This window comes from Caballeronia udeis (assembly GCF_001544555.2).
Taxonomy (GTDB): Bacteria; Pseudomonadota; Gammaproteobacteria; order Burkholderiales; family Burkholderiaceae; genus Caballeronia; species Caballeronia udeis.
Map to the genome: position 1 here is coordinate 1 of NZ_FCOK02000081.1, position 23,639 is coordinate 23,639.

General features: G+C 61.4%; 16 protein-coding genes, 1 tRNA gene and 1 pseudogene. 8 read left to right on the forward strand and 10 right to left on the reverse strand.

What is annotated here, in order from left to right:
* From AWB69_RS37000 to AWB69_RS37010, 3 genes and pseudogenes are all read left to right on the forward strand, one after another.
* Positions 1–395: pseudogene (locus AWB69_RS37000) on the forward strand (hypothetical protein); the annotation flags it as partial.
* Between the two features lie 378 nt (positions 396–773).
* A tRNA-Asp gene (locus AWB69_RS37005) sits at positions 774–850 on the forward strand.
* Between the two features lie 90 nt (positions 851–940).
* Positions 941–2,869, forward strand: a complete 1,929-nt coding sequence (locus AWB69_RS37010) for a SurA N-terminal domain-containing protein (protein ID WP_062091745.1) — start codon at positions 941–943, stop codon at positions 2,867–2,869.
* A gap of 104 nt (positions 2,870–2,973) precedes the next feature.
* Here the strand turns inward: AWB69_RS37010 and AWB69_RS37015 are convergent, their stop codons facing one another.
* Positions 2,974–3,315 carry a hypothetical protein gene (locus AWB69_RS37015; protein WP_062091746.1) on the reverse strand — a complete coding sequence of 114 codons (342 nt, stop codon included), beginning with the start codon at positions 3,313–3,315 and terminating at the stop codon, positions 2,974–2,976.
* Positions 3,316–3,493: 178 nt separating this feature from the next.
* Positions 3,494–4,195: an arylesterase gene (locus AWB69_RS37020; RefSeq protein WP_062091747.1), complete on the reverse strand. Its 702-nt coding sequence runs from the start codon at positions 4,193–4,195 to the stop codon at positions 3,494–3,496.
* On the opposite strand from AWB69_RS37020, the gene AWB69_RS37025 reads away from it, so the two are divergent.
* Positions 4,194–4,895: an ABC transporter ATP-binding protein gene (locus tag AWB69_RS37025; protein WP_062091748.1), complete on the forward strand. Its 702-nt coding sequence runs from the start codon at positions 4,194–4,196 to the stop codon at positions 4,893–4,895. The genes AWB69_RS37020 and AWB69_RS37025 overlap by 2 nt on opposite strands.
* A gap of 60 nt (positions 4,896–4,955) precedes the next feature.
* Here the strand turns inward: AWB69_RS37025 and pgi are convergent, their stop codons facing one another.
* The 3 genes from pgi to AWB69_RS37040 form a co-directional block, all read right to left on the reverse strand.
* Positions 4,956–6,581 (reverse strand): glucose-6-phosphate isomerase, encoded by a 1,626-nt coding sequence (gene pgi, locus AWB69_RS37030; protein WP_062091749.1) that lies wholly within the window; start codon positions 6,579–6,581, stop codon positions 4,956–4,958.
* Between the two features lie 254 nt (positions 6,582–6,835).
* Positions 6,836–8,416 carry an NAD(P)H-hydrate dehydratase gene (locus AWB69_RS37035; RefSeq protein ID WP_062091750.1) on the reverse strand — a complete coding sequence of 527 codons (1,581 nt, stop codon included), beginning with the start codon at positions 8,414–8,416 and terminating at the stop codon, positions 6,836–6,838.
* Between the two features lie 156 nt (positions 8,417–8,572).
* Positions 8,573–9,877, reverse strand: coding sequence for an FAD-dependent oxidoreductase (locus AWB69_RS37040; RefSeq protein ID WP_062091751.1), 1,305 nt, complete (start codon positions 9,875–9,877; stop codon positions 8,573–8,575).
* 471 nt (positions 9,878–10,348) lie between these two features.
* Between AWB69_RS37040 and purL the strand changes: the two genes are divergently transcribed.
* On the forward strand, positions 10,349–14,407 hold the full coding sequence (gene purL, locus AWB69_RS37045) for a phosphoribosylformylglycinamidine synthase (protein WP_062091752.1): 4,059 nt from the start codon (positions 10,349–10,351) through the stop codon (positions 14,405–14,407).
* A 119-nt stretch (positions 14,408–14,526) separates the two neighbouring features.
* Here the strand turns inward: purL and AWB69_RS37050 are convergent, their stop codons facing one another.
* The 5 genes from AWB69_RS37050 to AWB69_RS37070 all read right to left on the reverse strand — a co-directional run bounded on the left by AWB69_RS37050 (position 14,527) and on the right by AWB69_RS37070 (position 18,591).
* Positions 14,527–15,309: a peptidylprolyl isomerase gene (locus tag AWB69_RS37050; protein WP_062091753.1), complete on the reverse strand. Its 783-nt coding sequence runs from the start codon at positions 15,307–15,309 to the stop codon at positions 14,527–14,529.
* Positions 15,310–15,390: 81 nt separating this feature from the next.
* On the reverse strand, positions 15,391–15,696 hold the full coding sequence (locus AWB69_RS37055; RefSeq protein WP_062091778.1) for a BolA family protein: 306 nt from the start codon (positions 15,694–15,696) through the stop codon (positions 15,391–15,393).
* Positions 15,697–15,710: 14 nt separating this feature from the next.
* Complete coding sequence (locus AWB69_RS37060) at positions 15,711–16,250, reverse strand: septation protein A (RefSeq protein ID WP_062091754.1); 540 nt, start codon at positions 16,248–16,250, stop codon at positions 15,711–15,713.
* 247 nt (positions 16,251–16,497) lie between these two features.
* A complete protein-coding gene (gene msrB, locus AWB69_RS37065) occupies positions 16,498–16,920 on the reverse strand; it encodes a peptide-methionine (R)-S-oxide reductase MsrB (RefSeq protein ID WP_062091755.1) in 423 nt (140 codons plus the stop codon).
* Between the two features lie 84 nt (positions 16,921–17,004).
* Positions 17,005–18,591: a protein adenylyltransferase SelO gene (locus AWB69_RS37070; protein ID WP_062091756.1), complete on the reverse strand. Its 1,587-nt coding sequence runs from the start codon at positions 18,589–18,591 to the stop codon at positions 17,005–17,007.
* A 165-nt stretch (positions 18,592–18,756) separates the two neighbouring features.
* Here AWB69_RS37070 and AWB69_RS37075 point away from each other — a divergent pair, with 165 nt between their 5' ends.
* The 3 genes from AWB69_RS37075 to pncA all read left to right on the forward strand — a co-directional run bounded on the left by AWB69_RS37075 (position 18,757) and on the right by pncA (position 23,560).
* Positions 18,757–20,415 carry a 3-(methylthio)propionyl-CoA ligase gene (locus AWB69_RS37075; protein ID WP_062091779.1) on the forward strand — a complete coding sequence of 553 codons (1,659 nt, stop codon included), beginning with the start codon at positions 18,757–18,759 and terminating at the stop codon, positions 20,413–20,415.
* Positions 20,416–20,800: 385 nt separating this feature from the next.
* Positions 20,801–22,885 (forward strand): 3-hydroxyacyl-CoA dehydrogenase NAD-binding domain-containing protein, encoded by a 2,085-nt coding sequence (locus AWB69_RS37080; RefSeq protein ID WP_062091757.1) that lies wholly within the window; start codon positions 20,801–20,803, stop codon positions 22,883–22,885.
* A gap of 48 nt (positions 22,886–22,933) precedes the next feature.
* Positions 22,934–23,560 (forward strand): bifunctional nicotinamidase/pyrazinamidase, encoded by a 627-nt coding sequence (gene pncA / locus AWB69_RS37085; RefSeq protein ID WP_062091758.1) that lies wholly within the window; start codon positions 22,934–22,936, stop codon positions 23,558–23,560.
* Positions 23,561–23,639: the final 79 nt, after the last annotated feature.

The window sequence follows — 23,639 nt, forward strand, 5'->3', positions numbered from 1 at the left end:
CGTTGTTCAGGTATCCAAGGTTAACCGTTTCGTGGAAAAGTAAACAGCCCTTCCGAGCTCTTTTTGAACTGGCCTTTTATGGCAGCCTCGCATTCGCCGCGGCAAGCATCTGGTCACTTCCCGGCGACGTGGCGCCGACGCCGGATTACGTGGCTTCGATCGGCGGTATCCAGAACTTTACGTCGAACCTCGCGGGCATCGTGATCACCACGTTCACCGGCCTCATGCTTGCGCTCACCAAAGGGTCGTTCACCATTCCGCTGGTCGTCGCGGGCGGTTTCTGTTTCCTCGGCGCGTTCAGTTATCTCGTGATCGTAGGCAAGATCGAGCCGCTGCGGATTCCGGGTGCCGAGCCGCTCGACGTGGCTGCATCGCAGGGAGTGGGGGGACGTTAGCGTCAATGCGACTTGAAGCCCGCGGCAAGCCAACTGGAAGCTTCGGTCTTCGCCGTCGCTGCCGCCTCACCGGGCGGCGACGGCGATTAGCTTCGCAGCCCGGAGGAATCGCGCCGGAGCGATCTGCGCCCAAGCGGTCTTTGCTACGTCATACGAGAAAATTTCGCACCGTCCGATTTTTCGTTGTATACTTCGTCCCCGATTGAGCAAACGGTTGTGGAGCAAGGCTGGCAGGGTGTTGATCAAACCTTCCGGCGCACCGCTTTCCGGTTCGGCCGGCCGATGGTTGGCGTTTGGTTACCGCAAGTAATTGAAGCAAGTAACTGCAACAATCGGCTGCGCTGTTCGCGTCTGAATCGTTGCAAAAGATGTAAAAAAGGAGTGGTAGTTCAGTTGGTTAGAATACCGGCCTGTCACGCCGGGGGTCGCGGGTTCGAGTCCCGTCCACTCCGCCAGCATTCACGAGAAAGGCGAACTCCGGTTCGCCTTTTTTATTGCCCGCTGCTGTAACATCGGGCGTTTCGTATTAGGCAGAATCGTCACGCATGCTCGACTTTTTCCGTAATCACCAACGCCTGATGATGGCCCTGTTGATCCTGATCGTCGTGCCGGGATTGGGAATTGTGGGTATCCAGGGCTTCAGCAGTTTCTTCGACGAAAACGCCAACGTCGCCAGCGTCAACGGCCACAAGATCACGCGTGTCGAGTACGACGGCGCGATGCGCCAGCAAATCGATCGCGCGCGGCAGATGCTCGGCGCCCAGTTCGACCCGAAGATGTTCGAATCGCCGGCAATGCGCGCGTCGCTGATCGACAGCCTCGTGCAGCAGCGCGTGCTCGCCGACGAAACCCAGCGCCTGCACCTGACCGCTTCCGACGAAGCCGTGCGCCGTGCCTTGCTGGCCGACCCGACCATCGCTTCGCTGCGCAAGCCGGACGGTTCCATCGACGTGGACCAGTACAAGCAATTGCTCGCCATGCAGGGCATGACGCCTGAACAGTACGACGAGCGCGTGCGTTATAGCCTGGCTTCCGACCAGATTCCGTCGAGCATCCAGTCCACGGCGTTCACGTCGAAGACCCTGGCGCAAACGCTGACCGAGATCGCCGAGCAGCGCCGCGACGTTCAAGGTCTTGCGTTCCGCACCGTCGATTACACCGCGAAGATCCAGCCTGCCGACGCGCAATTGAAGTCGTATTACGACGCGCACAGTGCTGAGTTCGCCACGCCCGAGTCCGCGACCATCCAGTACCTGGTGATGTCGCCGGCCACGTTGTCGGCAGCGGTCAAGCCGTCCGACGCGGATCTGAAAAAGTACTACGACGACAACATCGCGCGCTTCAAGACACAGGCGCAAGTGCGCGTGAGTCACATCCTGATCACGGCGCCGAAAGACGCAAGCGCTGCGGACAAAGCGAAGGCCAAACAACAGGCCGACGCATTGCTCGCCCAGGTCAAGGCGCATCCGGACCAGTTCGCGCAGATTGCAGAAAAGAATTCGCAGGACCCGGGATCGGCGGCAAAGGGCGGTGACCTGGGTTATTTCAGCCGCGGCATGATTGCAGGCGGCCAGGCATTCGACGACGCCGCGTTCAGCCTGAAGAAGGGCGAAATCAGCGGGATCGTGCAGACGGATTTCGGTTATCACATTCTCGAAGCGACTGACGTGAAGCCGTCCGTCACGCAGCCGTTCGACGAAGTGAAGGACGCGATCACGAAGGAAGTCGTCGCGCAGCAAGCGGCGAAGAACCTGGCTGACGACGCCGAAGGTTTCACCTCGACGGTGTACGAGCAGTCGAAGTCGCTGCAACCCGCTGCCGACAAATACAAGCTGCAAATCCAGACCGCGACAGTTGGATCGAAGCCGGATCCGAAGCTGCCGCCTGATAGCCCGCTGAACAATCCGAAGTTCCTCGCAGCCGTATTCGCGCCGGACTCCGTGAAGCAGCACAACAACACGCAGGCTATCGATATCGGCAACAGCACGCTGATTGCAGGCCGTGTGACGGACTACAAAGCGGCGGCAATCCCCGCACTCGACACCATCAAGGACGCAGTGCGCACGAAGGTCGTGGCGGTAGAAGCGGCCCAGGCAGCGCGCAAGGATGGCGAGGCCAAGCTGGCCGAGTTGCAGAAGTCGAACTCGACTACAGGTTTCTCGTCGGTATCGAAGGTCTCGCGTAACGACGCGCAGGGCTTGCCGCCCGCCGCGCTCGCTGCAATCTTCAAGGCGGATTCGTCGAAGCTGCCGTCTTATGTTGGCGTCGATCTTGGCGCGGACGGTTACGCTATCTATCGCGTGGATGGTGTCGAGAAGCCTGATCCGGTGACCCCGGATCGTCTGGCCGGCGCGCAGCAGCAAGTCGCGCAGGTCTACGCGCAAGCGGAGATGGAGTCGTACCTCGATTCATTGAAGGCGCGCTCGAAGGTGAAGATCACGAACGTGCCCGCCACGTCCGATCAGTCGCAATGATCTCCGCGGTCTGATTCTCCGGATTTGATCCGCACGATAAAAAACCCCGCTGGCGAAAACCAGCGGGGCTTTTTTATGCCCACTCGGCTAGACCTGCATTGAGGTCAGAGGCATGCCTGGATGTCGCCGGTGGCGTCGCTGCCGGCCGAGCCCGCAGCGCGGAAACCGACCCATGTTCCCGGGCCCGAATAGTTGGGGCGTACGAGCGCGGCTGCGCCGTCCGGCGGTTGCTGACCCGGAACGTAGACATTCGCTGCCATGTCGTTCGCGAGCGTGTCCTGCGAGATCACTTGTTGCTGTGATTTATCGGCCCATTTCTGCGCAATACATTGTGCGACGGCCTTCGGCGGTTGCTGGCTCGTGCCGACCTGGCTGACGCCTGGGGACATGGGAGCGGCGCAAGCCGAGATCGCGACGGTCATAGCGAGAATTGGTAAATATTTCACGTTACCTCCTTTCAATGCGCTCACAGCGGAGCCGGGGTTTTTCAGGGTTACGCGAAAATCTTGATTACTGAATCGTGGCCGCATTCCGCGCATGGCTAAAAGCCAACCGGGCGACGCGCTGACAGGATTCAAGCGGGGTTATATCGATGAATTGCTTCGATAAGTCATATCCCTCCGGTCATTTCGATGGCGCGCCCAGCAAAGGTCTTAAAACTGGCCAGACGTTGTTCAATAGCAAGGGCTGGGCCTGAGGGGTCGGATGCATCTGGTCCGCCTGGAACATGTCGGGCTTGTTTTCAATACCGGCCATCAAGAACGGGACTAGCGGCACATGCTTTTCTTTGGACAATTGTTCGTAGACGCCGTGAAACTTTTGCGAATAGTCGGGGCCATAGTTAGGCGGAACATACATCCCGACGAGTAAGACTTTCGCGTTGGCTGCCTGCGATTTTTCGATAATGGTCCGCAAGTTCGCCTCGGTGGTCGCGAGCGGCACGCCGCGCAGCGCGTCGTTGGCGCCCAGTTCCACAATGACTATGCTGGGCTTGAGGCGGTTGAGCGCAGCGGGCAGGCGGGCAAGGCCGCCGCTGGTGGTGTCGCCGCTGATGCTTGAATTGGCGACGCTATAATCAAAGTGCTCTTGCGGAAGCTTCGAGCGCAGCAAGGCAACCCAGCCTGTATCGCGCGGCAGGCCGTATTCCGCGGAAAGGCTGTCGCCGAGGACCACGATCGACGGTTTGGCGGCGGTGGCCGCAGCCGCGACCGTGGCGGCGTCTTGCGCCGCTTGCGCCGGCGCAGCGCCCATGCATGCAACCCATGCAACCCATGCCAGCGGTGCCAGCGTGGCGCGCGTTGTCCAGTTCACCTTAAGTCTCTCCATGCAAAACAATATCGAACCAGTCATTGAAGTACGGGGTTTAAGCAAGCGGGTGAAGGACGCGACGGGCGAACTGATCATCCTCGATCAGATCGACCTGTCGATCGAAAAGGGCAGCAGCGTGGCCATAGTCGGCGCATCGGGATCGGGCAAGTCCACCTTGCTCGGTCTGCTTGCCGGATTGGACAGCGCGACAGCCGGCTCGGTTCGTCTGCTCGGGCGCGACCTGGGCACGCTGAACGAAGACGAGCGTGCGGCCTTGCGCAGCGGCTCGGTGGGATTCGTATTCCAGTCGTTCCAGCTGATGCCGCATCTGACCGCGCTCGAGAACGTGATGTTGCCTCTGGAATTGCGCGGCGACGTGCCGCACAAGGAGATCGCGACCCGTGCACGGGACCTGCTCGAACAGGTCGGCCTCGGCCAGCGAACCGCGCATTATCCCAAGCTGTTATCCGGTGGCGAGCAACAACGCGTGGCGCTTGCGCGCGCGTTTGTCACGCATCCGGCCGTGCTGTTCGCCGATGAACCCACCGGCAGTCTTGATGCAGCAACGGGTTACGCGATCATCGACCTGATGTTCGAGATGAACCGCCGCAACGGCGCCACGTTGATCCTCGTCACGCACGATACCGAACTCGCCGGGCGATGCGACGCGACGGTGACAATAGAAGCAGGGCGTCTTGTGAATGGCCTGAGCGTGTAGTTGAGTTGGCGCAAGGCGTCTAGCGTCGTGATTCATGGACAACGCGAGACGCCCTTCAAATCAAAGCCTCTTCAACGCAGCCTGCGCACGCGCGATCAACGCCGACGTCGACGAGTCATGCTTCGTGGGATCAGCCTTGTCGCTGGTGATATCGGCTTCCACTACCTTGCCGAGGATCTTGCCCAGCTCCACGCCCCACTGATCGAACGAGTTGATGTCCCACACCGCGCCTTGCACCAGCACCTTGTGCTCGTAAAGCGCGATAACCCCGCCCAGTGTCTCGGGCGTGAGGGCGTCGAGAATAATCGTTGTCGTCGGGCGATTACCGGGGAAGCTCAGGTGAGTAGCGAGTGCTTCCTTGCCCGGCCCTGCGACCTTCTTCGCTTCTTCCAGCGTGCGCCCGAGCATCAGCGCTTCGCTTTGCGCGAAGCAATTCGCGAGCAGCTTGGCGTGATGATCGACAAGCGGATGTTCCGGCGTCAGCACGGCGATGAAGTCAATCGGGATCATGGTCGGACCCTGATGCAGCATCTGGTAGAACGCGTGCTGGCCGTTCGTGCCGGGCTCGCCCCAGATCACGGCGGCGGTCGGGTAGTCGACCATGGTGCCGTCGAGACGTGCCGACTTGCCGTTGCTCTCCATCTCGAGTTGCTGAAGGTAGGACGACAAATAGCGCATGGCTTGCGAGTACGGCGCGACCATCACGCTTTGCGACTCGAAGAAGTCGCGATACCAGATGCCGATCATGCCCATCAGCACGGGCAGGTTGCGTTCGAACGGCGCGGTGCGGAAATGCTCGTCCATGGCATGAGCACCGGCGAGCAGTTTTTCGAAGTTCTCCGGACCGACCGAGATCACGATCGACAGGCCGACGGTAGACCATAGCGAATAACGGCCGCCGACCCAGTCCCACATCTCGAAGACGTTTTCCTTCGCAATGCCGAACTTGACCACTTCCTCAGGATTCGCCGATACCCCCACGAAGTGCTTCGACAGCGCGTCTTCCGGGCAGCCGCTCTTCAGGAACCACTCGCGCATGGAGCGCGCGTTGGTCATGGTTTCGAGCGTGGTGAAGGTCTTCGACACAACAATGGCCAGCGTCTCTTCAGCGTCAATGCCCTTGAGCACGTTGTAGATATCGGCGCCATCGACGTTGGAGACAAAATGCGTGTCCAGACCCGGTTGCGCCAGGTGCTGCAACGCATGCACGACCATCTTCGGCCCGAGATCCGAGCCGCCAATGCCGATGTTCACCACATGGCGAATCCGCTTGCCGGTGTAGCCGGTCCACGAGCCGTCGCGGACCTTGTTCGCGAACGCGGCCATCTTGGCTTTTTCAGCGCGGATTTCTTTCTGGAACGGAGAGTGGTCGTCGGTGGAACGCAAGGCCGTGTGCAGCACCGCGCGATGTTCCGTGACATTGACAATATCGCCGGCAAACACGGCGTCGCGTTTTTCAGCGACCTTGGCCTGCTGCGCGAGTTCGACGAGCAGCTTGAGCGTGGCTTCGGTAATGCGGTTCTTCGAGAAGTCGATGGAGATGCCGCCGCCGTCAAAAGTCAGGCGCTCGGCGCGGGACGGAGTGGTGTCGTTTTGCGGCGCGAACCAATCGCGCAGGCGCTCGTCACGGATGGCATCGTAATGCGTCTGGAGCGCCGGCCAGGCAGGGAGCGAATTGAGCGTCATAACGGTCCGTTTATCAGAGGGTGACGGGAGGTACTGATCATCGCGCGAAAGTCTGATGAGGATCCATCTCGACCGGCTTATCAGCCAGCTTATTGACCAGCTTACGCGCGAGTCAACAAGTATAGCCACGATGGATGAATGATGGCTTGCATGAAGGTTAAGCCGCGTGGGTGACGCATTCGTGTTTCGTTCATCATCGGTAAACGTTGCTGACCAACGGTGACCTCGAGGGCGCGTTTCACGCGGCGTAGATTTCACGCGGCGTAAAAGAGCCGGTTGAGCAAACTGCGCACTTTCGGTGCCAGCTCGCCCGCGGTCAGTCCTGCGGGTCCTTCGCCTTCATCGGTCAACGCTTCAGCGGCACGCCCGTGCAGATAAACCCCGGCAAGCGCGGCTTCATAAGCCGGCACGCCTTGCGCGAGAAACGCGCCGATCAACCCGCCCAGCACGTCGCCGGTCCCGCCTGTGGCGAGCGCCGCATTGCCGGTGGGGTTCACTGAAACACGCCCGTCCGGCGACGCGACGATCGTGCCCGCGCCTTTCAGCACAGCCACCGAAGAGAAACGCGCCGCCAACTGCCGCGCGCCAGCAATACGATCCGCTTGGACCTTCTTGAGATCCGACCCGAGCAAGCGGGCTGCCTCCAGCGGATGCGGCGTCAGTACGCAAGGATCTCCGCGGCTTCCCCGTTCAGCGACCTTGGCGGCCAGCTTTTCATCCGATGAAATCAGGTTGAGCGCGTCGGCATCGAGGAGCTTGGGGACATCGAGCGCGAGGACATCGACGAGCACTTGCTTTGCGCGCTCGCTGTGGCCCATGCCGCAGCCGAGCGCGAGCGCGTTCATCTTGTCGAGGGAAAGCTGGTCGACGTGATGCAGCATCAGCTCGGGGTGCGGCGGGTCGTAGGGCGGTGAATCGGTGCCGATGAACGCCACGTTGACCTTGCCCGCGCCTGCGTACAGCGCCATGCGCGCGGCCAGGATCGGTGCGCCGCACATGCCGGTGTCGCCGCCGAGCACGGCGAGCGTGCCGAACGTGCCCTTGTTGGTCGCGTGGTCGCGGGGTGGCAAGTGCGCGCCGAACAGCGATGGCGCGTTCAGCACGACAGAGGGTTCGAGGGGCGCCTTGACGCCCAGGTCGGCGATATAAAGCTTGCCCGTCAGGTCGCGGCCATCGCCGGTGAAATGGCCCGGCTTCGCGCCAATAAACGTGATGGTATGCGTGGCGCGAACCGCCTGCGCGCGGCCGTCGGCGCTGCGGCTGACCGGCTCGCCCGTGTCGCTTGAAAGCCCGCTCGCGATATCCAGCGCAAGCACGCCACCGTTCGCCTTCGAGCGCCGCGACAGGCGCGAGGCAAGATCAGCGAACACGCCTTCCAGCGGCCGTCCCAGGCCGATGCCGAACATGCCGTCGACGAGCCAGCCGAAGTTATCGAAGGACGCAGGGGCTTCTGTCGTGATTTTCACGCCCGCTTGAGCGGCTTCGGCCAGCGCCCAGCGAGCGTCGTCGGGTTTGACTTCCACCGGCATGCAGACTTCGACATCGATGCCGGCTTGCCGTAGGCGGGCCGCCATCACCAGCGCATCGCCGCCATTGTTGCCCGGCCCGGCCACGATCCAGACCGGCAGCGCGGCGAGAAGCGGCGCATGCCGCTTCTGATCGATGATAAATCTCGCCGCCGCAGCTCCGGCGCGCGCCATCAGGGTATTCGCGGGAAGGGACGCCGCTGCGCGGCTTTCAAGCGTGCGGAGTTCGCCGAGTGTCAGGAGCGCCAGCGCGTGATCGCGTGGCTCGACGTAGGGCGGAGTGAGGGCGTGAAGGGCAGGGTCGGTCATGGCGGCAGCGTGGGAGGAGTGCGTGAACGCATCGCAATTATTGCGCCCAGATGGCCGCAAGCGCCGGTCACAAGGGATTCACAAAGCGCCTTACTTTCGCTAAAGGCGCTTCGCTTGTCCACCTCGCTTGTCCACTTCGATGCTTCTTTCGCCCGCCTAGAACCGGTCCATCCGCAGCGCGCTCAGCGTTTCAGCGGGGACCTCGGGCGTGATTCCGGAGACCATCGCGGCAACCACCTTGGCTGCCCCGCAAGCAATGCCCCAGCCCGCCGGCCCGTGAGCCGCGTTGATGAACAAACGCGCATGCGCCGTCGGGCTCACGACCGGCAACCCATCGGGCGACACCAGCCTGATACCGTCCCACGCCCGCGCCGCGGATACCTTCGCTGCACCCGGAATCCAGTCGTGGGTCGCTTGTCCCAGCAGCGCCAGGGCGCGCCGCGTCATGCTTTCGGTCATCGGCTTGTGCGCCTTGGCCACGCTCTCCAGCACCGCGCCGCCGGTTACGCGCATGCGCTGGTTGATCCGCGTCATGGTGATGCGTTTCACCGAATCGACCACCGTAATGTGCGGCGCACGCTCTTCGTAAGCAATCGGCGCGGTCAACGTGTGCAGGCGCAGCGGATGCAGCGGCAACCTGATTCCGAGCGTGGCCAGCAACGCCGGCGTGCCGGTACCGGCTGCCACCACGATGGCGTCAGCGCCAATCAGTTCCACGTCGCGAGACTTCCGGCCTTTGCCGTCGACTTCGCCCGCGCGCGGACCGAGCTCCACGGCGGCACGCTGGGTGTCGGCGCGAATAGCCGTTACTTCGCGGCCGAGCTGGAACTGCACGCCGCCGTCTTCCAGCAATTGCTTGAGCAGCTTGGTGAACAGCGGGCAATTGGCGGTGCGGGCGTCGCCGAGCAAGACCCCGCCGGCGAGCGGCGGATCGTCGGGAATGGAGGGCTCCGCAGCCACGCATTCCTCAGGCGTCAGCATGCGGTGCGGCGTCTCATAGCGCTGCAGCAACGCGATTGCCGACTGTGCCAGCTCGAGATCGCGTTCATGGCGGAACACGTGCAGCACGCCGGTGCGCTGTTCGTAATCGAGTGCGTACCGGGAGTCGATGTCGGTCAGCACGTCGCGAGAACTCTCCACCAGCGGCCGCAGGGCGGCGTATTGCCCGGTGAAGCGCTCGGGATCCTGGAGCTGCGCCAATTGCTTGGCAAACTCGCGGGTGTCGGAATTGAAGCCGGGCTTGAACAGGATGCCGGTTTTTGCGGCACGCCGTGTCTGCATGAACGTCGGGCCGAACCACACGTCGAGCGGCGAGGGCAGCACGGAGCCGCCGTGACCATAGGTTGCGCCTTGCGCAACAGTGGCATGGCGCTCGACCACGCAGACGCGGTGCCCGTTTGCACGCAATTGATACGCGGTGGCGATGCCGGCGATTCCGCCGCCGATGACGATGACATCCATGATTCGTTCTCGCCCGAAGGCGCAAGACCAGACTGGTTCACGAGCCGGCGCCCGATGTGTCAGGGCGCCCGGGATTCGCCGGGATTCTCGTGAGAGAGGCGAACCGGCGTTTGAAGAGCAAACGCCGGTCAGGGAAAGCGCGCCATGATAGCGCCAAACGGGAATCGACGGGACGCCAAGAGGCGCGGCAGAGCGGCGCCGGCGACCGGCCCGGTGGCCGGAAACCCGTGTCCGGTAAGGCTCCTGAAATGCGCCGCCGGACCTTTGCAAGAACACTCCGGGGGTATTTCAGAGATTGCAGCGCCGCCGCCGGGCCGTTTCACGGCGTGGCCCGGGGTCCGTTTTCGAGACACTTCCGGGTTATAATCCGGGTCTTCCCACCGCCAATTGCGGCACTGCCGCAAACGGCTCCGACGTCTTTCGTCTCGACGTCTGCCTTGACGTATTCGACGTCTTTTAAGCACCGCGACAATGGCCCACTTCTCGTGTTTCCCCGGCGCTTCGGCCCTCTCCGATTTCCGTCAAACCCGCCTGCTCGAAACATTGACGCGCATCGACCCGGCAATTGTCGGCGTGCGCGGCCAGTATCTGCATTTCGTGAACTCGGTCGATCCGCTCTCCGATGAAGACAGCAACCGCATCCACGCGCTGATGCACTACGGCACGCCGTTCGAGGCGAGCACCGAGCGCGGCGCACACGAAACCTTCATGGTCGTGCCGCGTTTCGGCACCGTTTCGCCGTGGGCGAGCAAGGCGACAGATATTGCGCATCACTGCGGCCTCACGCAGGTCCGGCGGATCGAGCGGGGTATCGAATATACGGTGATCCTGAAAGGCGGCCTGCTCGGCAGCGGCATTGGCGGCAAGAAGGCGTTGGGCGAGCAGGAACGCGCGGCGGTTGCCGCCGCGCTGCACGACCGGATGACCGAGAGCGTGGCGCTGTCGCGGGATCACGCGCTGCATCTCTTCGACGAACTGCCGGCGCAGCCGCTGCAAGCCGTCGATATCCTCGGCCATGGCCGCGGCGCGCTGGAAACGGCGAACGCGGAACTCGGCCTCGCGCTGGCCGAAGATGAAATCGACTACCTCGTCGATTCGTTCAAGCAGCTGGAGCGCAATCCGACCGACGTCGAACTGATGATGTTCGCGCAGGCCAACAGCGAACATTGCCGCCACAAGATTTTCAACGGCCAGTGGACCATTGACGGCGAGCCGCAGGACATCTCGCTTTTCAACATGATCCGCAACACCGAGAAGCTGAATCACGCCGGTACGATCGTCGCGTACTCGGACAACTCGGCGATCATGGAAGGCGGCACGGCCGAGCGCTGGTTCCCGCGTGGTTCAAATGAGCATTACGGCCGTCACACCGAGTTGACGCACACGTTGATGAAGGTCGAGACGCATAACCACCCGACCGCCATTTCGCCGTTTGCAGGCGCTGCAACAGGCTCGGGCGGCGAGATCCGCGACGAAGGCGCGACGGGCCGCGGCGCGCGACCGAAGGCGGGCCTGGCTGGTTTTACGGTATCGAACCTGGACTTGCCCGATGCACGCCAGCCGTGGGAAAACGCCCGCGACAGCGCCGTGCCGGTGCCGCAGCGCAATCCATCGGACGCGCATGAACCGTACGGCAAGCCGGAGCGCATTGCGTCGTCGCTGCAGATCATGATCGATGGCCCGATTGGCGCGGCTGCGTTCAACAACGAATTCGGCCGGCCCAATCTGGGCGGCTATTTCCGCGCGTATGAGCAGAACGCCGCGGGGCGCGTACGGGGTTATCACAAGCCGATCATGATTGCGGGCGGGATCGGCAATATCTCGGACCAGCACACCCACAAGATGGATTTGCCGGCGGGGTCGTTGCTGATCCAGATCGGCGGTCCGGGCATGCGGATCGGCATGGGCGGCGGTGCGGCAAGTTCGATGGCAACCGGCGCGAATACCGCGCAACTCGACTTCGATTCCGTCCAGCGCGGCAACCCGGAAATCCAGCGGCGCGCGCAGGAAGTGATTAACGCTTGCTGGCAGTTGGGCGCCGAGAACCCGATCCTGAGCATCCACGACGTGGGCGCGGGCGGGTTGTCGAATGCGTTTCCTGAGCTGGTCGATGGCGCGGACAAGGGCGCGCGTTTCGAATTGCGTCGCGTGCAGCTTGAGGAATCCGGTTTGTCGCCGCGGGAAATCTGGTCGAACGAAGCGCAGGAGCGTTACGTCCTGGCAATTGCGCCGGAAAGCCTCCCGGCCTTCGAAGCCATCTGCGCGCGCGAACGCTGCCCGGTGGCCGTCGTGGGCGTGGCGACCGAAGAACGCCAGTTGCAGTTGATCGACGACTCGAAGAGGGCGGATCAAAAGCTCGAACCCGTCGATATGCCCATGGAAGTCCTGCTGGGCAAGACGCCGAAGATGCATCGCGACGTGAAGCGCGAGATCCTGACGTTCGAGCCTGTCGATGTGACCGGAATGGTGTTGTCCGAGATCGCGGTGAGCGTGCTCAAGCACCCGACGGTCGCCAGCAAATCGTTCCTGATTACGATTGGCGACCGTTCGGTGGGCGGCACGACGGCGCGCGACCAGATGGTCGGCCCGTGGCAAGTTCCGGTCGCCGACTGTGCGATCACCACCATGGACTACGCGGGCTACCGCGGCGAAGCAATGACCATTGCCGAGCGCACGCCTTTGGCTGTTATCAACGCGCCCGCATCCGGCCGCATGGCGGTGGGCGAAGCGGTGACGAACATTGCTTCGGCGCCTATCGAATCGTTGAGCAAGCTGAAGCTGTCCGCTAACTGGATGGCCGCGTGCGGCAGTCCTGGCGAAGACGCAGCGCTGTTTGACACCGTCAAGGCTATCGGCATGGAGTTGTGCCCGGCGCTGGGCATCAGCATTCCTGTGGGCAAGGATTCGCTGTCGATGCGCACCAAGTGGCAGGACGCCACGGGCGCGGCGAAAGAAGTGGTGTCGCCGGTGTCGCTGATCATTTCGGCGTTTGCACCGGTTGAAGATGTACGCCGTCAGCTCACGCCGCAGTTGCAGCGCGGCACGGACACGGTGCTGATCTCGATCGACCTGGGCCGCGGCAAGAATCGTCTTGGCGGCAGCATTCTGGCGCAGGTGACGCAGCAGATCGGCGATACGGTTCCCGACGTCGACGACGCCGAGGACCTGAAGCATTTCTTCAACGCGATCCAGGCGCTGAATGCTGCAGGCAAGCTGCTCGCGTACCACGATCGCTCCGATGGCGGCCTTTGGGCCACTGTCTGTGAAATGGCGTTTGCGGGGCACGTGGGGGTGTCGCTGAACGTCGACATGCTGATCCTCGATCCCAACCACGAATCCGATTACGGTGACGCCAAGGACTGGGCGACGCAGACCAGCGGCCGTCGTGAAGACCGGACCATTCGCGCGTTGTTCGCCGAGGAGCTGGGCGGCGTGATCCAGGTGCCTCTGGCGGATCGCGATGCCGTGCTGGCTGTGTTGCGTGAGCATGGGCTGTCTGCTTGCAGCGAAGTGGTCGGCAAGCCGAACGAGCGTGACGCAATCGAAATTTATCGCGACGCGAAGAAGATCTTCGAAGCGCCGCGCCATGAGTTGCAGCGTGCGTGGAGCGAAGTGAGCTGGCGCATCGCGCGGTTACGCGATAACCCCGCCTGCGCCGATGCCGAATACGATGCGTTGCTCGATCCCGCTGATCCGGGTATTTCGCCGGTGCTGACTTTCGATCCGGCGCAGGATGTGTCGGCTCCGTTCGTCGGAACGGGTGCGCGTCCGCGTGTCGCTATCCTGCGCGAGCAGGGCGTCAATTCGCATCTGGAAACGGCTTACGCGTTCGATCGTTCGGGCTTCGACACCCACGACGTTCACATGAGCGATTTGCTGGAAGGACGCGTTACGCTGGCGGATTTTGCGGGTGCGGTGGCTTGCGGCGGGTTCTCTTACGGCGATGTGCTTGGCGCGGGCGAGGGCTGGGCGAAGACCATTCGTTTCAATCCGCGTCTGGCCGATATGTTCGCGGAGTTTTTCGGCCGCACGGACACCTTTGCGCTGGGCATTTGCAATGGTTGCCAGATGATGAGCAACCTCGCTTCAATGATTCCCGGCGCGGACGCATGGCCGAAGTTTACGCGCAACAAGTCGGAGCAATTCGAGGCACGGTTTGCGTCGGTCGAGGTACAAAGCTCACCGTCGATATTCTTCGCCGGGATGGAAGGTTCGCGGATTCCGGTGGCCGTTGCTCACGGTGAAGGCTTCGCGGATTTCTCGCAGCAGGGCGACGTGGCGAACGCTTTGGTGGCCATGCGTTTCGTCGATAACCAGGGCGCTGCGACCGAGCGTTATCCGTTGAATCCGAATGGCTCGCCGGAGGGGATTACGTCGGTGACGACGCCTGACGGGCGCTTCACGGTACTGATGCCGCATATGGAGCGGGTGCACAGGAACGTGCAGATGAGCTGGACGCCTGCCGACTGGACTACGGATGCAAGTCCGTGGTTGCGCGTGTTCCAGAACGCACGGCGCTGGGTGGGGTAAAAGTCTCACGGTGCCCTTTTCATTAGGAAGAGGGCATCGCAACGCGAGTCAAAAGCCCAATAAAAATACCCCGCTGGCGCAAACCAGCGGGGTATTTTCACATCGGCGGAAATCGGCAGTTACTTGATAACAGCCTTCTTCTGCAAACCTTCTTCAAAAGCCTGCAGTTTTTCCTGTTCAATCTGCTTCGCAATCTGATCCTTCACTTGCTCGAGCGGTGGCGGGGCGACATCACGGATATCGTCCAAGCGGATGATGTGCCAGCCGAATTGCGTCTTCACCGGTTCGTCGGTCATCTCACCCTTCTTCAACTTCTCAGCCGCTGCGCCAAACTCCGGCACATACGCCTGCGGGCTTGACCAGTCCAGATCGCCACCATTCTTGCCCGATCCCGGATCCTTCGAATACTGCTTCGCCAGATCTTCAAAACTTGCGCCAGCCTTGATCTTCGCAATCAGGTCCTTAGCCTGGGCTTCGTTGTCCACGAGAATATGGTGCAGGTGATATTCCTTGCCGCCGCCAATCTGCTTCACCATGTCGTCGTAACGCGCCTTGATCTCGGCATCGGTCGGCGCATTGTTCTTCACGAAATCTTCAATCAACGCACGCAGCACCACCGTCTGCTGGGCAACGGCAATTTGCGCCTTTACGTCGGGACGGGTGGCAATACCGCGCCGCATGGCTTCCTGCATCAGGATCTCGCGATTCACCAGCTCTTGACGCACGGCCGCCTGCAATTGCGGCGTGTCCTGCTGACCCTGTTGAACGAGTTGCGCCACAAGCGCATCGACACGGGATTTCGGAATCGGCGTGCCGTTCACCACGGCAATGTTCTGAGCAAATACGGGCGCCGCCGCGAACGCGGCCAGCAACACCCAAATACGGGGATTTTTCAAAATCATCAATAGTTCCTGATCAGAACGAGGGCTGGGAATCTTGGCTGAAAGCAAAACTGAACCGGAGGACAGTTAAGTTACTAGGGGTCACTCGAACTGGTCTGCAAACTCTTCGGGTGTAAAAGCCTTGATGGCAAGCGCATGAATACCCTGCCGCAGCTCCTCGGCCAGCGCATCATACACCAGCCGGTGCCGCGCCACGCGTGGCTTCCCGGCGAATCGGGCCGCCACGATGGTCACCGTGTAATGACTTCCCGCCGAGGCCCCGGCGTGACCCGCATGCGCCGCGCTGTCATCGTCTATATGCACCGATGACGCGTCCAGCGCCGCGTTGAGCCGCGCTTCGAGATAAGCAATCTTGCCCTCGGCCGACGCGTTGACGAAGTTCTCCATAAAACCGGGATCGCTCATTTCCCTTCGTCCTCTTTCATATACTTCGCGAGCCACAAACTCTGCGCGACGATAAACACCAGCAAACACCCGGTCGCGCCGAACAGCTTGAAGTTGACCCATTGGTCGGTGGTGTAGTTGAACGCCACGAACAGATTGACCACGCCGAGAATCGCGAAAAACACGGCCCAGGCAAGGTTCAATTGGCCCCACACGCGGTGCGGCAACACAATCTGCTTGCCCATCATCGCTTCAATGAGGTTCTTGCCGAAACCGACCTGCGACACGATCAGCGCGCCGGCAAAAAGCCAGTAAAGCGCGGTGGGCTTCCACTTGATGAACGTATCGTTGTGCAACACGAGCGTCGCGCCACCGAATACGACCACCACACCCAGGCTCACCCACAGCATGGGGTCGACCTTGCGATGCCGGAACGCAACCCAGGCAATCTGCACAAGCGTGGCGACAATGGCGACGGCGGTGGCGGTGTAGATGCCCCAGATCTTGAATGCGACGAAGAAGAGGAGGATCGGGAATAGATCGAACAGAAATTTCATGTCGTAGGGACGAGGAGGGCATCAATATGAAAGCGCGCACGCGCCGCGTGTCGCCGGTTCGCTACCGGCACAGCGCGACGCATGGCGAGTGAATAGCCGCGGTCAGCCGCATTTCGCCGGTTTTGGCCAGATTTGCCCGCAAGTCAGCCGCGTTTGCAAGCATTTGACAGCGCGCGGCGAGGCGGTTCGCCGCGCCAACGCCGGCTTACTGGCGCATGGTTCCACTGACCGGCGTCGCCCGACGTGCTTACTTGGGTTCGAATTGTAGCGCAGCCGAGTTGATGCAGTAGCGCAGACCGGTCGGCGCGGGACCGTCTTCGAAAACGTGGCCCAGATGCGCACCGCAGTTCTTGCACTGCACCTCGATGCGCAGCATCCCGTGCGCACGATCCGTCTTTTCCCTGATGACTTCACCGTTGATCGGCTTGAAGTAGCTCGGCCAGCCGCAACCGGCATCGAATTTCGTATCCGACTCGAACAGCGGTGTGCCGCAGCACACGCAGTCATACACACCGCGCTCCGTGTGATCCCAGTACTCGCCGGTGAACGGCCGTTCGGTGGCGGCGTGGCGTGTCACCTGGTACTGGATATCGGTCAATTCCTTTCGATACGCGGCGTCGTCCTTTTGCAGCGGGGCAACGGGGTCTTTCGTGAGGTCGTCTCGGTTCATGGTGTGCTATCTCCAGATCTTTAGCGGAGCCTGATGGAGCCCGGATCAGGCGGCTCGTTCGGGCTCAATTATTTGGGGGCTATTTCAGGAAGAGCAACTGACTTCCAGGTCGCTCGCCCAGTCGGGCGGCAGGTCGGCATACGCTTCAAATTCGGGTTGTTCATCGAAGGGATGGCGCAGCACCTGCGCCAGCCGTTCGACTTCGGAAAAATCCTTCTCATTTGCCAGCCGGATGGCATTTTCGGCCAGATGATTGCGTAGGACATATTTTGGATTCACGGCGTTCATCGCGCTTGCCCGCGCTTCGTCGCCCTGTGTTTCTTCCGACAACCGAAGCCGGTAGTCGTTCGCCCAGACATCGAAAGCGGCGCGATCGAGGAACAGGTCACGCACCGGCGCGTCGCCGGAAGCGTCAGCCTTGCGCATTTTGGCCAGGTTTCGGAACGTCAGCGTGAAATCGGCGCGGTTCGCGTTCATTACTTCGAACAGACGGTTCGCGAGTTTGTCGTCGCCTTCGCGAATCTCGACCAGACCAAGCTTTGCACGCATGCGGCGCTCGAGCGCGGGCGCAAAACGGTCCTTGAATCCTTCCAGCACCCGCTGCGCGTCTTCGATCACCTTGTCGTTGCGCGTATCGCTGTCGTATTGCGGACCGAACAGCGGCACCAGCGCTTGCGCGAGGCAAAACAGATTCCAGTAGCCAATCTGCGGCTGCATTTTATAAGCGTACCGGCCCTGCGAATCCGAGTGATTGCAGATGTGAATCGCATTGAATCCATCGATAAACCCAAACGGGCCGTAGTCGATCGTCAGCCCGAGAATCGACATGTTGTCCGTGTTCATCACGCCATGGCAAAACCCGACGGCCTGCCAATCCGCCATCAGGTCGGCGGTGCGAAGGGTGACTTCATTGAGAAGCGCGAGATAAGGATCGTCGGCTTCGCGGCACTGCGGGTAGAAACGGTCGATCACGTGGTCGGCGAGCTTCTTCAACTCGTCGAGCCGGTCGTTCGCATAGAAGTGCTCGAAGTGGCCAAAGCGCACGAAACTCGGCGCGACGCGCGTCACGACGGCGGCCGTTTCCATTGTTTCGCGGCGCACGGGCTGGTCCGATCCGATGACGCACAACGCCCGCGTAGTCGGAATGCCGAGATGGTGCATGGCTTCGGAGCACAAATATTCGCGTATGGATGACCGTAGTACGGCGCGCCCATCGCCCATGCGTGAATAGGGCGTGCGTCCCGCGCCTTTCAACTGCAACTCAAGACGCGTCCCCTCGTGTTCAATCTCGCCCAGCCCGATCGCGCGGCCATCACCGAGCTGGCCGGCCCACACGCCGAACTGATGCCCCGAATACACCGACGCATACGGCAACTTCTCCGCCGGCCATTCACGCGTGGGATTGCCCGCGAAGAGCTCCGCAAATGGCTCGGCAAACGCGAGAGCTTGCGCGTCGGCGGCGTTGAAACCCAGTTGCGCGGCGGTATCGGCGGAAATGCCTACCAGATAAGGCTCCGGCAACGGGGCGGCGGGCAGGCGGGTGAGAAAGGCGGAGCCGAGTGAAACGAACGCATCGGGCCGATCGGTTTCGATCGATGCCAGCAGCGAATCCACGGGCGCAGGGCTTGCCAGTTCGGCTTGCGCGGCGGTGCTGCTTGGGGAAAACGACATATTGAGCACCTCATGATTAACCGATATTGTAAATCCGCGCTCGCGCCGCTGCACAAGCCCGCGCCGAGCGGCTTGCGCATTGGCTGGGCCGGCAAATCAGGATCGAACAAGGTATTAAGATCAGGCATCAAAACCCGTGCATCCGGACTTGTGAGGAACTCGCCCATGACGTCGCCGCTTTTCGGCCAGATGATGGATGTACCGCTGCTCGCTTCATCGTTGATATCGCACGCTGCACGCCATTTCGGCGATACCGAAATTGTCTCGCGCCGTATTGAAGGCGACATTCATCGCTACACCTGGCGCGATTGCGAACAACGCGCCAAACAACTGTCGCAGGCGCTGATCGCGTTGGGAGTGCAGCGGGGCGAACGTGTTGCCACGTTGGCGTGGAATGGATATCGTCATCTGGAGTGTTATTACGGCGTGAGCGGCATGGGCGCCGTCTGCCACACGATCAATCCGCGGCTTTTTCCCGACCAGGTTGCGTTTATCGTCAATCACGCCGACGACGAATACGTCGCGTTCGACATGACGTTCGCCACGCTCGTCGACATCATTGCGCCGCAGTGCCCGAACGTGAAGGGCTGGATTGCGCTGGGCGACGAGAGTTGCATCAGCACCCATCTCGCCGATATGGCCACGCCCGTGCTCAGCTACGAAACGCTGCTCGCGAAATACGACGGCGACTACACGTGGCCGGTTTTTGACGAACACTCGGCATCGTTTCTTTGCTACACGTCGGGTACGACCGGCAATCCGAAGGGCGCGCTCTATACACATCGATCAACCGTGCTGCATGCATTCGGTGCATCGCTCCCGGACGCCATGGGCTGTTCCGCCCGCGATGCAATCCTGCCCGTCGTGCCCATGTTCCACGTCAACGCGTGGGGTATTCCGCACGCCGCGGCGCTGGTCGGTGCGAAGCTTGTGCTGCCCGGCAATTGCCTCGATGGCAAAGCGCTCTACGAACTCATGGAAGATGAAGGCGTGACGTTTTCGGCCGGCGTGCCGACGGTCTGGCTTGGTCTGCTGAACTACATGAAGCAGGCGGACGTGCGTTTCAATACGCTCAAGCGCACGGTGATTGGCGGTTCGGCCTGTCCGCCGGCCATGCTGCGCAGCTTCGAGGACGACTACGGCGTGGAGGTGATTCACGCGTGGGGCATGACGGAGATGTCGCCGCTCGGCACGCTCGCCAAGCTCACCTGGAGCCAGCAGCAACGCTCGCCGGAAGAGCAGCGGCATCTTCGCGAGAAGCAGGGCCACGTGATATTCGGCGTGGACATGAAAGTCGTCGGCGATGACGGCCGTGAACTCCCCTGGGACGGCAAGTCGTTCGGCGATCTGCACGTGCGTGGGCCGTGGGTGATCAGCCGATATTTCCGCAAGGACGATTCGCCGCTGATCGACGGCTGGTTTCCGACGGGCGATGTAGCGACCATCGACGCCGATGGGTTCATGCAGATCACCGATCGCAGCAAGGACGTGATCAAGTCGGGCGGCGAATGGATCAGTTCGATCGAGCTGGAGAACGTGATGATGTCGCATCCGCAAGTGGCGGAAGCGGCGTGCATTGCGTGCTCACATCCAAAGTGGACGGAGCGGCCGCTGGTGGTGGTCGTGCTGCGTCCGGGCGCGACCGTGACGCGGGAGGAACTGCTCGCGTTCTACGACGGCAAGGTGGCGAAATGGTGGAAGCCCGACGACGTTGTTTTCGCCGATGAGCTCCCGCATACGGCTACGGGCAAGCTGCAGAAACTTCGGCTAAGAGAGCTGTATCGCGAGCATGTGCTGCCGACGGTGGATGAAAAAGTGGTGTGAGTTTCAGGCTCTCCTGTTTTCCTGTTCAAACCGGGTCGCACGCGTGCGGCCCGGTTTTTGTCCCCAGCACATATCTTTCTGTCGCGCAAAAATGAAGTTATAGAGGAAAGCAATGTGCAAGATTTGTACATTGTCGCGGGCGGGCGCCCAGCCATTTAACCCAAGGCTGGACGCTCGATTGTGCTTGGGCATGTAACCTGTGATTCGCCGCCCCATCTTCCCGACACTTCCGGCTCACCCCATCTCAAAATAACGAAATTGAACGAGCGTTCTTTTTTGTGTATCCTTATCGCGTAACTCACAATCTCAGCGACACGGTAATCAGCGCTTGCCGGGAGTTTCCCGGAGAATCTGCTTTTCGCAGGCATCGAATGGAGGTAGACAAATGGCAGTGGACTACACGACTCGCGACGGCATCGCCGTTATTACGCTGAACAATCCGCCCGTGAACGGCCTCGGGTATTCCACCCGGCTTGGCATTGTCGAGGGTGTCGAGCGCGCGCAGGCGGACGCGTCCGTCAGTGCGATCGTGATCACCGGCGCGGGCAAGGCGTTTTCCGGCGGCGCCGACATCACCGAATTCAACACCCCCAAGGCAACGCAGGAACCCACGCTGCACACGGTCATCAAGGTCGTGGAAAACAGCACAAAGCCTGTCGTGGCGGCAATCCACGGCGTGGCAATGGGCGGCGGGCTCGAACTGGCGCTGGGCGCGCATTATCGGGTGGCGTCGGCGGGAGCGCAGATCGCGTTGCCCGAAGTCAAGCTCGGCCTCCTGCCGGGTGCCGGCGGCACGCAACGCTTGCCGCGCGCGGTCGGTCTGGAAACCGCGCTGAACATGATTGTGTCGGGTGCGCCGGTGTTGTCGGAGAAGCTGGCCGGCACAGGTTTGTTCGATCAGATGGCGGACGGTGATCTGCTCGATACAGCAATCAAGTTTGCGCAAAAAGTGGGCGCACAAAGCGGCCCGCATCCCAAGGTCCGCGATCGCAAGATCGAACATCCGAACGCCGAGGGGTTTATCCAGTTTGCTCGCAACGGAGTCACGCCGCTCGCGAAGAACTTCCCGGCGCCGCTCAAATGTATCGATGCCGTGGAAGCCGGCGTGAAGCTCGGTTTCGATAAAGGCATGGCCGTCGAACGCGAATGTTTCGTGGCGCTGGTGCAGACGCCCGAAAGCCGCGCGCTGCGGCACGCGTTTTTCGGCGAACGGGCGGCGAGCAAGATCCCGGACGTACCTTCGAGCACTCCGGTGCGCAAGATCGAACGCGTCGGCGTGATAGGCGCAGGGACGATGGGCGGCGGCATCGCCATGAATTTCGTCAACGCGGGCCTGCCGGTGACGCTGCTGGAAACGAAGCAGGAAGCGCTGGATCGTGGCCTTGCGACTATCCGCAAGAACTACGAAAGTGCCGTGAAAAAGGGCCGTCTTACGGCGGATAAACTGGAAGAACGCATGGCGCTGATCACGCCTACGCTTTCCTACGATGCACTGGGTGACGCCGACCTGATCATCGAAGCCGTGTTCGAAGAACTCAGCGTGAAAGAGCAGGTGTTTTCGAAACTCGATCAGGTCGCGAAGAAGGGTGCGATTCTGGCATCGAATACGTCTACGCTCGATGTCGACAAGATTGCAGCGTTCACCAAGCGTCCCGAAGACGTGGTCGGCATGCACTTCTTCAGCCCGGCCAACGTGATGAAGCTGCTGGAAGTCGTGCGCGGCGCGAAGACGTCGAAGGACGTGCTCGCCACCGTCATGCAGCTCGCGAAGAAGATCAAGAAAACGGCCGTGGTGTCGGGCGTCTGCGATGGTTTTATCGGCAACCGGATGATCGAGCAGTATCTGCGCCAGGCGCTTTTCATGCTTGAAGAAGGCGCGTTGCCGGCGCAAGTGGATCGCGCGATCGAAAAATTCGGCTTCGCAATGGGACCGTTCCGCATGAGCGACCTCGCAGGCAACGACATTGGCTGGGCGATCCGCAAGCGCCGTTATCAGGAGAAGCCGGATCTGAAGTATTCGAAGATCGCGGACCGCTTGTGCGAGACCGGGCGCTTCGGGCAAAAGACCGGCGCGGGCTGGTACGACTACAAGGCCGGGGACCGCACGGCGCATCCGTCGAAGATCGTCGACGAGATGATCGTTGCGTATTCGAAGGAGCAAGGCATCACGCGCCGCAAGATCTCCGATGAAGAGATTGTCGAACGGCTGGTGTTCGCGCTCGTCAACGAAGGGGCGTTGATCCTGGAGGAAGGGATTGCATCGAAGGCGTCGGACGTCGACATGGTCTACCTGACCGGCTACGGTTTCCCGCTGTATCGCGGCGGACCGATGCTGTACGCGGATACGGTCGGTTTGTACAACGTCGAGCGCGCGATGCGCAAGTATGGCGCCCAGGCCAACGGCGAAGCATGGAAGCCCGCGGCGCGCGTGACCACTCTGGCCGCAGAGGGCCGTGGCTTCAACAGCTAGATTCGAGAACCAGATTCGAGATCTGGCTATAACCAAGTGAGATTCGCGATGAAAGGCGCTGACGAAGTCCTGCTTGTGATCGATGTCCAGAATGATTTCATGCCGCGCGGCGCGTTGCCGGTTGCTCACGGCGACGAAGTCGTGCCCGTGATCAATCGGCTGGCGAGTGCGTTTTCGCATGTCGTGCTGACGCAGGACTGGCACCCGGCGAAGCATATTTCCTTCGCCGACAATCACGCGGGACGCGCGCCTTTCGACATGACCACGCTGAGCTACGGCGAGCAGGTTTTATGGCCGGCGCATTGCGTCCAGAACACGGACGGCGCGGCGCTGCATCGCGACCTGAGCGTGCCGCACGCGCGGCTGGTGATCCGCAAGGGTCATCACGTGGATGTCGATAGTTATTCGGCCTTCATGGAAGCGGATCGCACCACGCCGACAGGCCTCACGGGATATCTCCGCGAGGTCGGCGTGAAGCGGGTCTATTGCTGCGGGCTGGCGACGGATTATTGCGTCGCGTGGTCGGCGCTGGACGCGCGCAGCGCGGGTTTCGAAGCGGTCGTTATCGACGATGCCTGTCGCGCGATCGATCTCGACGGCTCGCTTGCGCGTGCGTGGGCGCAGATGACGGCGGTGGGCATATCCCGGATTGGATCGACGGACTTGCTGCGCTGAACGGTGGGTTGAATCAGTGGGTTTGAACCCGTGGGTTTGAACCCGCGGGTTCAGCCAAATGAACCAACATTCGTATTCG